The sequence below is a fragment of the Burkholderia sp. MSHR3999 genome (assembly GCF_000833595.1).
GTDB classification, from domain to species: Bacteria; Pseudomonadota; Gammaproteobacteria; order Burkholderiales; family Burkholderiaceae; genus Burkholderia; species Burkholderia ubonensis.
The window spans coordinates 368,457-380,373 of record NZ_JRFO01000001.1 but is presented as its reverse complement, the minus strand read 5'-3'; the positions used below and the strand labels follow the sequence as shown (position 1 = coordinate 380,373).

Below are 11,917 nucleotides of genomic sequence, written 5' to 3'. Positions count from 1 at the left end.
ATGCACGCCACGCGCAGCGCGCCGGACAAACCGGGTCAAATCGGCGCGGCAGGGGAATACGGTAAAATGCGCGTTTCCCTCCGCCGTTTTCATGCCCGCGCTGGTCCGCGGGCGATGTCATTGCGATGCCCGTTATCGGCTCTCACGTATTGCGCAACAACCTGTTCGTCGCCCCGATGGCCGGCGTGACGGACCGGCCGTTCCGCCAGCTGTGCAAACGGCTGGGGGCCGGCTATGCCGTGTCCGAAATGGTCGCGTCCAACGCCCAGCTGTGGAAAAGCGCCAAGACGATGCGGCGCGCGAACCACGAAGGCGAAGTCGAGCCGATCGCCGTGCAGATCGCCGGCGCCGACCCGGCGATGATGGCCGAAGCCGCCCGCTACAACGTCGACAACGGCGCGCAGATCATCGACATCAACATGGGCTGCCCGGCGAAGAAGGTGTGCAACGTCGCCGCGGGCTCCGCGCTGCTGCAGAACGAGCCGCTCGTGAAGCAGATCGTCGAGGCGGTCGTCGGCGCGGTCGGCACGGGGCCCGACGCCGTGCCCGTCACGCTGAAGATCCGCACCGGCTGGGACCGCGAGCACAAGAACGCGATCACGGTCGCGCGCCTCGCCGAGGCCGCCGGCATCTCGATGCTCACCGTGCACGGCCGCACGCGCGCCGACCTGTACCGCGGCGAAGCCGAATACGAAACCATCGCTGCCGTGAAGGCGGCGGTCGGCATTCCGGTCGTCGCGAACGGCGACATCACGTCGCCGCAGAAAGCGAAGGCGGTGCTCGACGCGACCGGCGCCGACGCGCTGATGATCGGTCGTGCCGCGCAAGGCCGGCCGTGGCTGTTCCGCGAAATCGATCATTTCCTGCAAACCGGCGAGCTGCTGCCGCCGCCGCTGATCGACGAGATCCAGCAGGTGATGAACGAGCATCTGGAAGATCACTACGCGTTCTACGGAGAATTCACGGGAGTCCGTACTGCGCGCAAGCACATCGGCTGGTACACTCGCGGCCTTTCCGGCGCCAACGGGTTCCGGCACCGGATGAACACGCTCGATTCCACCCGCGAGCAGCTCGCCGCCGTCAATGCATTCTTCGAAGCGCAGAAGGCGCTGTCCGATCACCTCGTCTACGTCGACGAGGACGGGGACGACCACGGCGAGTCGGACGACCATAACCAGTTAGCAGCATGAGCAAGCACAACATCGAACAATGTGTCCGCGAGAGCCTGGACGTGTATTTCCGGGATCTAGACGGCTCCAATCCGCACGACGTCTACGAAATGGTGATGTCCTGCGTCGAAAAGCCGATGCTCGAGGTCGTGCTCGAACAGGCGGGCGGCAACCAGTCGCTCGCCGCGGAGTACCTCGGCATCAACCGCAATACGCTGCGCAAGAAGCTGCAGCAGCACGGCCTGCTGTAGCCGGCCGCCTTGTCCCCGTTTCCCTGGCTATTGGTGGTTCCATCATGATCAAGCAAGCGCTCATTTCCGTTTCCGACAAGACCGGCATCGTCGACTTTGCGAAGTCGCTGTCCGACCTCGGCGTCAAGCTGCTGTCGACCGGCGGCACCGCGAAACTGCTGGCCGACGCCGGCCTGCCCGTCACCGAGGTGGCCGACTACACCGGCTTCCCGGAAATGCTCGATGGGCGCGTGAAGACGCTGCATCCGAAGGTGCACGGCGGCATCCTGGCGCGCCGCGACCTGCCCGAGCACATGCAGGCGCTCGCCGCGCACGACATCCCGACGATCGACCTGCTCGTCGTGAACCTGTACCCGTTCGTCGCGACGATCGCGAAGGACGACTGCACGCTCGCTGACGCGATCGAAAACATCGACATCGGCGGCCCGACGATGCTGCGCTCGGCGGCGAAGAACCACCGTGACGTGACGGTGATCGTCGATCCGGCCGACTACGCGGTCGTGCTCGACGAGATGAAGGCGAACGGCAACACGGTCGGCTATCCGACCAACTTCCGTCTCGCGACCAAGGTGTTCGCGCACACCGCGCAGTACGACGGCGCGATCACGAACTACCTGACGAGCCTGACCGACGAGCTCAAGCACACGTCGCGCAACCCGTACCCGGCAACGCTGAACATGGCGTTCGACAAGGTGCAGGACCTGCGCTACGGCGAGAACCCGCACCAGAGCGCCGCGTTCTACCGCGACATCGCGACGCCCGCCGGCGCGCTCGCGAACTACCGCCAGCTGCAGGGCAAGGAACTGTCGTACAACAACATCGCCGATTCGGACGCCGCGTGGGAATGCGTGAAGACGTTCGATGCGCCGGCCTGCGTGATCATCAAGCATGCGAACCCGTGCGGCGTCGCGGTCGGCAACGACTCGGCCGACGCCTACGCGAAGGCGTTCCAGACCGATCCGACGTCGGCGTTCGGCGGCATCATCGCGTTCAACCGCGAAGTCGACGAAGCGGCCGCGCAAGCCGTCGCGAAGCAGTTCGTCGAAGTGCTGATCGCGCCGTCGTTCACCGACGCCGCGAAGCAGGTGTTCGCCGCGAAGCAGAACGTGCGCCTGCTCGAGATCGCGCCGGGCGAAGGCCATAACGCGTTCGACCTGAAACGCGTCGGCGGCGGCCTGCTGGTGCAGTCGCTCGATGCGAAGAACGTGCAGCCGCACGAGCTGCGCGTCGTCACGAAGCGCCACCCGACGCCGAAGGAAATGGACGACCTGCTGTTCGCGTGGCGCGTCGCGAAGTACGTGAAGTCGAACGCGATCGTGTTCTGCGGCAACGGCATGACGCTCGGCGTCGGTGCAGGCCAGATGAGCCGCGTCGACTCGGCGCGCATCGCGAGCATCAAGGCGCAGAACGCGGGCCTCACGCTCGCGGGCTCGGCAGTCGCGTCGGATGCGTTCTTCCCGTTCCGCGACGGCCTCGACGTCGTCGTGGCGGCGGGCGCGACCTGCGTGATCCAGCCGGGCGGCTCGGTGCGCGACGACGAAGTGATCGCGGCGGCCGACGAGCACAACATCGCAATGATCCTGACGGGCGTGCGCCACTTCCGTCACTGATCGACGGTGCGCGGCCCACGGGGCCGCGATACACGAGCCCGGCGGCGTCGCACCCGCCGGGTTTTTTGTTGCGCGGCCGCATCGCGGCGGCGTGCCGCGCCTTTCGTTGTAGTATCGCGGCATCACGCAATTCCCTCCTGACATGCGAATTCTCGGCATCGACCCCGGCCTGCGCGTCACCGGCTTTGGCGTCATCGACGTCAGCGGCCACCGGCTCGCGTACGTCACGAGCGGCGTGATCCGCACGCCGACGGCCGATCTGGCCACCCGGCTCGGCACGATCTTCCAGGGCGTCTCGACGCTCGTGCGCGAACACGCGCCCGATCAGGCCGCGATCGAAAAGGTGTTCGTCAACGTCAACCCGCAGTCGACGCTGCTGCTCGGCCAGGCGCGCGGCGCCGCGATCTGCGGGCTCGTCACGGGCGGGCTGCCGGTCGCCGAATACACCGCGCTGCAGCTCAAGCAGGCCGTCGTCGGCTACGGCCGCGCGACCAAGGCGCAGATGCAGGAAATGGTCACGCGGCTCCTGAATCTCTCCGGCCAGCCCGGCACCGACGCGGCCGACGCGCTCGGCATGGCGATCTGCCACGCACACGGCGGCAACACGCTCGGCACGCTCGGCGGCCTCGCGCCGGCGCTCGCGAAGAAAGGGCTGCGCGTGCGGCGCGGCCGGCTCGTCGGCTGACGCCCGGCGGCGCGCACCGGGCGATCGCCCTGCCGCGCGCCCTGCTTCCTGCACCCCCGGCCGAACGGCCGGCCCATCGGTTTTCCGCCGCGCGTGCGCTACACTCGCGCTTTCCTCATCGCCTCGCTCAATCCATGATCGGTCGCATCGCCGGCATCCTCCTCGAAAAGAACCCGCCTCACCTGCTCGTCGACTGCAATGGCGTCGGCTATGAAATCGACGTGCCGATGAGCACCTTCTACAACCTGCCGCAGACCGGCGAGCGCGTCGTGCTGCTCACGCAGCAGATCGTCCGCGAGGATGCGCACCTGCTGTACGGTTTCCTGAGCCCGCAGGAGCGCACGACCTTCCGCGAGCTGCTGAAGATCACCGGCATCGGCGCGCGCATGGCGCTCGCCGTGCTGTCCGGCATGAGCGTGCAGGAGCTCGCGCAGGCGGTGACGATGCAGGACGCCGCCCGCCTGACCCGCCTGCCCGGGATCGGCAAGAAGACCGCCGAGCGCCTGCTGCTGGAGCTGAAGGGCAAGCTCGGCGCCGACCTCGGCACGCTCGCCGGCGCCGCGTCGCCGTCCGACCACGCGACCGACATCCTCAACGCGCTGCTCGCGCTCGGCTACTCGGAGAAGGAGGGCCTCGCCGCGATCAAGAACGTGCCGGCCGGCACCGGCGTGTCCGAAGGCATCAAGCTCGCGCTCAAGGCGCTGTCGAAGGCGTAACGGCCACGCGTCCGACGCAGTGTCGCGCCGCCGCGCGCGGCGCGCCAGTCGGCCGTTCGGCAAGGTTTTCCTCGCGACGCCGCGCGGTACAATGGCCGCATGATTGAAACCGACAAACTCGCCACCGAGCGGATCATCGCCGCCACGCCCGCCTCGTCGCACGAGGAGGTGTTCGAACGTGCGCTGCGGCCGCGCCAGCTCGACGAATACGTCGGCCAGGAAAAGGTGCGCGGCCAGCTCGAGATCTTCATCGAGGCCGCGAAGCGCCGTTCCGAGCCGCTCGACCACGTGCTGCTGTTCGGCCCGCCCGGTCTCGGCAAGACGACGCTCGCGCACATCATCGCGCGCGAGATGGGCGTCAACCTGCGCCAGACGTCGGGCCCGGTGCTCGAGCGCGCGGGCGACCTTGCGGCGCTGCTGACGAACCTCGAAGCGAACGACGTGCTGTTCATCGACGAGATCCACCGGCTGTCGCCGGTCGTCGAGGAAATCCTGTATCCGGCGCTCGAGGACTACCAGATCGACATCATGATCGGCGAGGGGCCGGCCGCGCGCAGCGTAAAGCTCGACCTGCAGCCGTTCACGCTCGTCGGCGCGACCACCCGCGCCGGGATGCTGACCAACCCGCTGCGCGACCGTTTCGGGATCGTCGCGCGCCTCGAGTTCTACGATGCGGAGCAGCTGTCGCGCATCGTGCGCCGCTCGGCGTCGCTGCTCAACGCGCAGATCGATCCGAACGGCGCGCTCGAAATCGCGAAGCGCTCGCGCGGCACGCCGCGAATCGCGAACCGGCTGCTGCGCCGCGTGCGCGACTACGCGGAAGTGAAGGCGGACGGCAACATCACCGCGACCGTCGCCGATGCGGCGCTTGCGATGCTCGACGTCGATCCGGTCGGCTTCGACCTGATGGACCGCAAGCTGCTCGAAGCGATCCTGTACAAGTTCGACGGCGGCCCGGTCGGCATCGACAACCTCGCCGCGGCGATCGGCGAGGAACGCGACACGATCGAGGACGTGCTCGAGCCGTACCTGATCCAGCAAGGCTTCCTGCAACGCACGCCGCGCGGGCGCGTGGCGACGCTGCTGACCTACCGCCACTTCGGGCTCGCCGCGCCGGATACGGGCAACCCGGCGCGCGGCGCATGGGAGGCGTCCGACGGGCAGTGACCGCCCGCCCGACGCTACACCGGCGATGACGACGCCATCCAATCCTCCCCCCGGCGCACCGGTGCCGCACCCGCGCTGGCTCGAGCCGATCCGCAAGCGGCTCGTGGCCGGCGTCACGCACCTGACGACGGGCAGCGGCCCGTCACTCGACTTTTCGTCGCCGCCCGGCGATCCGGGCCTGTTCGGCCCTGACGCGGTCTGCTGGCGCGTGCATGCGGACTTCGCGTCGATGATGACGGGCGGCATCTCCGCGCTGCTGCTGCAGGCGCTGCATCCGCTCGCGCTCGCCGGCGTATGGGATCACTCGTCGTTTCGCACCGACATCCTCGGGCGGCTGCGGCGTACCGCGACGTTCATTTCCGGCACCACGTTCGGCAACCGCGCGGACGCGCTCGCGCTGATCGAGCGCGTGAAGGCGATTCACGCGAAAGTGCACGGCACCGCGCCCGACGGACGGCCCTACCGGGCCGACGATCCGGCGCTGCTGACCTGGGTGCACGTCGCGGAGGTATCGAGCTTTCTCGCCGCGCATCTGCGCTACGTGAACCCGGCCTTGCCGGGCGAGCTGCAGGACCGCTATTACGCGGAAACGGCGCGCATCGCCGAGATGCTCGGCGCGCAGGACGTGCCCCGCTCGCGCGCCGAGGTCGACGCGTATCTGGCGCGCATGCGGCCCGATCTCGAAGCCGGGCCGCGCACGTTCGAGGTGATGCGGATCCTGCTGAATGCGCCGGTCGCACGGCCGGCGATGCGGCCCGCCGCAACCCTCGTGATGCACGCCGGCATCGACCTGCTGCCGCCGTGGGCGCAGGACATGCTCGGAGTGTCGAGATTCGCGCCGCTGCGGCGCGCGGTGGTCCGGCCGGGCGTGCGCGCGGTCGCGCCGGTGCTGCGCTGGGCGCTCGTCAATGGCGCATCGAGGCGCGCCCGGCGGCGCGCGACCGCGGCGCCGCAAAGCGGCAAGCCTTCTGCCTGACAGCCGCCTTCCAAATAGTCGATTCGCCGTCGCATTCATGTGACAAGCTGCGCGCGCAGCCGGCCACGACCGGGCGCGGCCTGCGCTCAGAGCACCTTGCGGTACCCGTCGTCGTCGCTCGTTTCGTCGAGGTGCGACACGTCCGCCCACTGCACGACGTTCGCGCGTCCGTCCACGTAGTCGACGACGTTGATGCTCGTGTTGAGCAGTTGATAGTTGCGCGGCGCGGCGAGATCGAGCCCGTTCGCGAACCGGTACACGCAGTCGAGCACGCCGCCGTGCGCGACGCAGGCGATCCGCCCGCCCGGATGCGCGGCGACGATAGGTTCGAGCGCGTGCAGCACGCGGTGGTAGAACGCGCGTTGCGACTCGCCGCCTTCGGGCTCGAAGCCGGGGTCGCGCGTCTGCCACGCGGCGTACGCGTCGGGAAACCGCGCCTCGATCTCCGTGCTGTCGTGCCCCTGGAAGATGCCGTACGCACGCTCGCGCAAGCCCGCGCGCAGCACGAGCGGCAGGCCGAGCGCATCGGCGGCCGGCTGCGCGGTCTGCTGCGCACGCATCAGGTCGCTCGAATAGATCGCGTCGACGCGCGCCCCGTCGCGCGTTTCGCGCGCAAGACGCATGGCCAGCCGCTGCGCCTGCGCGAGGCCCGAGTCGGCCAGCGGAATGTCGATATGGCCCTGGATGCGCTTGATGCGGTTCCAGGCCGTCTCGCCATGACGGATGAAGAGGATCTGCGTGGTGGCCATCGCGGCGGCGCCTCCGGGAAGAATCAGGGCCGCACTTGCAGCCAGAATGTCACGGGCCCGTCGTTGACGAGCGAAACCTGCATGTCGGCGCCGAACTCGCCGGTCGCGACGAGCGGATGACGCTCACGCGCCGCGTCGACGAAATAGTCGAACAGGCGCTCGCCCTCGTCGGGCGGCGCCGCGGGCGTGAAGCTCGGACGCAGGCCGCTGTTGGTGTCCGCCGCGAGCGTGAACTGCGACACGAGCAGCAGGCCGCCCGCGCGCCCCGCGCCGTCGATGTTCGACACCGGCAGGTTCATCTTGCCGGCCGCATCGCTGAACACGCGATAGCCGAGCACCTTCGCGAGCAGCTTGTCGGCCGCCGCCTCGGTGTCGCCGCGCTCCGCGCAGACGAGCGCGAGCAGGCCCGCGCCGATCTCGCCCGTCACGCGGCCGCCGACGCGCACGTCGGCGCGCTTCACGCGCTGGATCAGCGCGATCATGCGGTCAGCGTCACGCGCGCGAAGCGGCGCTTGCCGACCTGCACGACGTATTCGCCGGCCTCGATCTTGAGGCCCTTGTCCGTGATCGCCGTACCGTCGATCTTCACGCCGCCCTGCTCGATGTTGCGCAGCGCTTCGCTCGTCGACGGCACGAGGCCGGCCTGCTTCAGCAGCTGGCCGATCGCGAGCGGCGCGCCCGCGAGCGTCACCGACGGGATGTCGTCCGGCACACCGCCCTTCGCGCGGTGGTTGAAGTCCTCGAGCGCGCGCTCGGCGTCGGCCTGCGAATGGAAGCGCGCGACGATTTCCTGCGCGAGCAGCACCTTGAAGTCGCGCGGGTTGCGGCCGGTTTCGATCTCGCGGCGGAAGCCGACGATCTCGTCCATGCTGCGGAACGACAGCAGCTCGAAGTAACGCCACATCAGCGTGTCCGAGATGCTCATCAGCTTGCCGAACATGTCGTTCGGCTTCTCGCTGATGCCGACGTAGTTGCCCTTCGACTTCGACATCTTCTCGACGCCGTCGAGGCCTTCGAGCAGCGGCATCGTCAGGATGCACTGCTGTTCCTGGCCGTACTGCTTCTGCAGCTCGCGGCCGACCAGCAGGTTGAACTTCTGGTCGGTGCCGCCCAGCTCGAGGTCGGCATTCAGCGCGACCGAGTCGTAGCCTTGCATCAGCGGGTACAGGAACTCGTGGATCGAGATCGGCACGCCGCTCTGGAAGCGCTTCGTGAAGTCCTCGCGCTCGAGAATCCGCGCGACCGTGTAGCGCGACGCGAGCTTGATCATCCCGTCCGCGCCGAGCGGCATCGACCACTCGCTGTTGTAGCGGATCTCGGTCTTGTCGCGGTCGAGCACCAGCGCCGCCTGCTCGAAATAGGTCTTCGCGTTCGCCTCGATCTGCTCGCGCGTGAGCGGCGGGCGCGTCGCGTTGCGGCCGGACGGATCGCCGATCAGCGACGTGAAGTCGCCGATCAGGAAGATCACCGTATGGCCGAGGTCCTGCAGCTGACGCATCTTGTTCAGCACGACCGTGTGGCCGATGTGGATGTCCGGCGCGGTCGGGTCGAGGCCGAGCTTGATGCGCAGCGGCTTGCCCGTGGCTGCGCTGCGCGCGAGCTTCTGCGCGAACTCTTCCTCGATCAGCAGCTCGTCGACGCCGCGCTTCGTGACGGCGAGCGCATGCCGCACTTCATCGGTGATCGGGAAAACAGGCTTGGAACTGGGTTCGGTGCTCATCGGTGCCAGGAAGAAGGTCGCAAAAACAGGGATTTTCCCATAACTTGCGCGCGCATCGCTTAACGGCGGCCCCGCTTGCGCGGATAATCGGCCGCACGGCGCGCGGCACCGACCGCCGCCGCACGATCCAGGAGGGTTCACGTGCCGCTGCGACGTCCATCATCCGGCCATCCGGCCGACGGCGTTTATTTCGGATTGATGTCGGGAACGAGCATGGACGGCGTCGACGGCGTCGCCGTGCGCTTCGAGACCGGCAAGCCGCCGGCCGTGCTTGCCGAGGCCTTCGTCGGGTTCGCGCAGACGCTGCGCGACGCGCTGTTCGCGCTGCAGCAGCCGGGCGAAAACGAGATCGAGCGCGAGGCGCTGGCCGCCAACGCGCTCGCGGCCCGCTACGCGGTGTGCTGCCATGAACTGCAGCGCACGGCCGGTCTTTCGCCCGACCAGGTGCGCGCGATCGGCGTGCACGGGCAGACGGTGCGCCACCGCCCCGAGCGCGGCTACACGCGGCAGACCAACAATCCGGCGCTGCTCGCCGAGCTGACGCACATCGACGTGATTGCCGACTTCCGCAGCCGCGACGTGGCCGCGGGCGGCCAGGGCGCGCCGCTCGTGCCGGCGTTCCATGCGACGGTATTTGGTGCGCCGCGCGAGACGCGGGTCGTCTGCAATCTCGGCGGAATCAGCAACATCACGATCCTGCCCGGCGACGGCGGCGACGTTCGCGGCTTCGACTGCGGCCCCGCGAATGCGCTGATCGACGAATGGGCGAGCCGCCATCTCGGCAAGCCCTACGACGAAGGCGGCAAGTTCGCGGCGCGCGGCACGGTCCATGCGCCGCTGCTCGATGCGCTGCTCGACGAGCCCTATTTCGACGCGCCGCCGCCCAAGAGCACCGGACGCGACCTGTTCAATCCGGCCTGGCTCGATGCGAAGCTGGCCGCATTCGCGCAGCTCGCGCCGGAGGATGTGCAGGCCACGCTCACGGCGCTGACGGCCGTGTCGATCGCGCACGAGATCGCGCAGCATGCGCCCGACTGCACGGCCGTCCATGTGTGCGGCGGCGGCGCCCGCAACCCCGTGCTGCTCGACGCGCTTTCAGGCGCGCTGCGCGACCGCGGCGTGCGTGCGGCAGTCGACACGACGGCCGCGCTCGGCGTGCCGCCGCAACAGGTCGAGGCGCTCGCGTTCGCGTGGCTCGCGTACCGCTTCGTCGCGCGCGAGCCGGGCAGCCTCGCGACGGTCACCGGCGCGGCCGGCGACCGCGTGCTCGGCGCGCTCTATCCGCGCTGAAGCGGCATGCGCGCATAAAAAACGGGGCTTCATGCCCCGTTTTTTCATTCCGGCGAACCGGGTCGGACGCGTCGTGCGCTCAAACCGAGAACGACGAACCGCACCCGCAGGTAGTCGTCGCGTTCGGGTTCTTGATCACGAACTGCGCGCCGTTCAGATCGTCCTTGTAGTCGATCTCTGCGCCGACCAGGTACTGGTAGCTCATCGAGTCGATCAGCAACTGGACGCCGTTCTTGTTCATCACGGTGTCGTCCTCGTTGACTTCCTCGTCGAACGTGAAGCCGTACTGGAAGCCGGAGCATCCGCCACCCTGCACGAACACGCGCAGCTTCAGGTCAGGGTTGCCTTCTTCGTCGATCAGTTGCTTCACCTTCTCGGCCGCCGCGTCGGTGAAGACGAACGGAGCCGGCATTTCGGTCGTGGCTGCGGATTCGGTAACAGCGTTCATGCGAACTCTCCAAAAAGCTTTAGCCGCTATTGTAGGGCCGATCTCAAGATCGTGCCGAAGTCCATGAAATCAACAGGTTCTTGTCGATTTCGTCAAACCGGCGGCCGGCGGCGGCGCGCAACCGCGAAACGGTCGCGCATAAAAAAAACCGCCAGCGCGAAAGCTGGCGGTTTTTCCGGCGGACGCCGCCCGAAAGCGGCGCGGCCAAGAAGCGGAATTAACGCTTCGAGAACTGCTTGGCGCGGCGTGCCTTGCGCAGACCGACCTTCTTACGCTCGACTTCACGTGCATCGCGCGTGACGAAGCCTGCGTTCGACAGCGACGGCTTCAGCGTCGCGTCGTAGTCGATCAGTGCACGGGTGATGCCGTGGCGCACTGCGCCTGCCTGACCCGTTTCACCGCCGCCCGTCACGTTCACCTTGATGTCGAACGTCTGGCCGTGGTTCGTGAGTTCCAGCGGTTGACGCACGATCATCAGCGACGTTTCGCGCGAGAAGTAGTCAGCGATGGGCTTGCCGTTGACGACGATGTCGCCCTTGCCAGCCTTGATGAAGACACGAGCGACGGCGCTCTTGCGGCGGCCCGTACCGTAGTTCCAGTTACCGATCATGTGGGCTCCCCTTAGATCTCGAGCGCCTTCGGCTGTTGAGCCGAGTGCGGATGCGTCGCTTCAGCGTAGACCTTCAGCTTCTTGATCATCGCGTAGCCGAGCGGGCCCTTCGGCAGCATGCCCTTGACCGCCTTCTCGAGCGCGCGGCCCGGGAAGCGTTCCTGCATCTTGCCGAACGTCGTTTCATAGATACCGCCCGGGTAGCCCGAGTGACGGTAGTACTTCTTGTCCAGAGTCTTGTTGCCCGTGACCTTCAACTTGCTCGCGTTGATGACGATGATGAAATCACCGGTGTCGACGTGCGGGGTGAACTCAGGCTTGTGCTTGCCGCGCAGACGGCGTGCCACTTCGCTGGCGACACGGCCGAGAACCTTATCCGTCGCGTCAATCACGTACCATTCGCGCGTCACCTCATGGGCTTTTGCGGAAAACGTCTTCATGATCGATCCAAAAAAATTGCTGTGCCCGATGTGTTCTTTCCTGCTTGTGTAGGTGCGCTTCGAGGCGCGGTGCAGGCTCTCCCTGT

14 protein-coding genes are annotated in these 11,917 nt (G+C 67.7%); 8 read left to right on the top strand and 6 right to left on the bottom strand.

Going from position 1 to position 11,917, the window contains the following annotated elements; translation table 11 throughout:
* Positions 1-125: 125 nt before the first annotated feature.
* From dusB to KY49_RS01800, 7 genes are all read left to right on the top strand, one after another.
* Positions 126-1,190 (top strand): tRNA dihydrouridine synthase DusB, encoded by a 1,065-nt coding sequence (dusB, locus tag KY49_RS01830; RefSeq protein ID WP_010091366.1) that lies wholly within the window; start codon positions 126-128, stop codon positions 1,188-1,190.
* The gene (locus tag KY49_RS01825; protein WP_006401675.1) at positions 1,187-1,420 is read left to right on the top strand and encodes a Fis family transcriptional regulator; all 234 of its coding nucleotides are present in this window, start codon (positions 1,187-1,189) and stop codon (positions 1,418-1,420) included. The genes dusB and KY49_RS01825 overlap by 4 nt, the downstream gene beginning before the upstream one ends.
* Before the next feature lie 44 nt (positions 1,421-1,464).
* Complete coding sequence (gene purH, locus KY49_RS01820; RefSeq protein WP_042583124.1) at positions 1,465-3,030, top strand: bifunctional phosphoribosylaminoimidazolecarboxamide formyltransferase/IMP cyclohydrolase; 1,566 nt, start codon at positions 1,465-1,467, stop codon at positions 3,028-3,030.
* A gap of 142 nt (positions 3,031-3,172) precedes the next feature.
* Complete coding sequence (ruvC, locus tag KY49_RS01815; protein ID WP_010091364.1) at positions 3,173-3,715, top strand: crossover junction endodeoxyribonuclease RuvC; 543 nt, start codon at positions 3,173-3,175, stop codon at positions 3,713-3,715.
* Between the two features lie 134 nt (positions 3,716-3,849).
* On the top strand, positions 3,850-4,431 hold the full coding sequence (ruvA, locus tag KY49_RS01810; RefSeq protein WP_010091363.1) for a Holliday junction branch migration protein RuvA: 582 nt from the start codon (positions 3,850-3,852) through the stop codon (positions 4,429-4,431).
* Between the two features lie 99 nt (positions 4,432-4,530).
* A complete protein-coding gene (ruvB, locus tag KY49_RS01805; RefSeq protein WP_042583123.1) occupies positions 4,531-5,598 on the top strand; it encodes a Holliday junction branch migration DNA helicase RuvB in 1,068 nt (355 codons plus the stop codon).
* Between the two features lie 25 nt (positions 5,599-5,623).
* Positions 5,624-6,574, top strand: a complete 951-nt coding sequence (locus KY49_RS01800) for an oxygenase MpaB family protein (protein WP_042583122.1) — start codon at positions 5,624-5,626, stop codon at positions 6,572-6,574.
* 86 nt (positions 6,575-6,660) lie between these two features.
* Here KY49_RS01800 and KY49_RS01795 read toward each other — a convergent pair whose 3' ends face one another.
* The 3 genes from KY49_RS01795 to tyrS are packed head-to-tail and all read right to left on the bottom strand — an operon-like array spanning position 6,661 to position 9,043.
* Entirely contained in the window at positions 6,661-7,323 is a 663-nt protein-coding gene (locus KY49_RS01795) for a histidine phosphatase family protein (protein WP_042583121.1), read from the bottom strand.
* 23 nt (positions 7,324-7,346) lie between these two features.
* A complete protein-coding gene (dtd, locus tag KY49_RS01790) occupies positions 7,347-7,805 on the bottom strand; it encodes a D-aminoacyl-tRNA deacylase (protein ID WP_042583120.1) in 459 nt (152 codons plus the stop codon).
* Positions 7,802-9,043, bottom strand: coding sequence for a tyrosine--tRNA ligase (gene tyrS, locus KY49_RS01785; RefSeq protein WP_010091358.1), 1,242 nt, complete (start codon positions 9,041-9,043; stop codon positions 7,802-7,804). The genes dtd and tyrS overlap by 4 nt, the downstream gene beginning before the upstream one ends.
* A 198-nt stretch (positions 9,044-9,241) precedes the next feature.
* Between tyrS and KY49_RS01780 the strand changes: the two genes are divergently transcribed.
* Entirely contained in the window at positions 9,242-10,333 is a 1,092-nt protein-coding gene (locus tag KY49_RS01780; RefSeq protein ID WP_231636373.1) for an anhydro-N-acetylmuramic acid kinase, read from the top strand.
* 79 nt (positions 10,334-10,412) lie between these two features.
* Here KY49_RS01780 and erpA read toward each other — a convergent pair whose 3' ends face one another.
* The 3 genes from erpA to rplM form a co-directional block, all read right to left on the bottom strand.
* Positions 10,413-10,781, bottom strand: coding sequence for an iron-sulfur cluster insertion protein ErpA (erpA, locus tag KY49_RS01775; RefSeq protein ID WP_010091356.1), 369 nt, complete (start codon positions 10,779-10,781; stop codon positions 10,413-10,415).
* A gap of 217 nt (positions 10,782-10,998) precedes the next feature.
* Positions 10,999-11,391 (bottom strand): 30S ribosomal protein S9, encoded by a 393-nt coding sequence (gene rpsI, locus KY49_RS01770; protein ID WP_010091355.1) that lies wholly within the window; start codon positions 11,389-11,391, stop codon positions 10,999-11,001.
* A gap of 11 nt (positions 11,392-11,402) precedes the next feature.
* Positions 11,403-11,831, bottom strand: coding sequence for a 50S ribosomal protein L13 (gene rplM / locus KY49_RS01765; RefSeq protein WP_004522094.1), 429 nt, complete (start codon positions 11,829-11,831; stop codon positions 11,403-11,405).
* Positions 11,832-11,917: the final 86 nt, after the last annotated feature.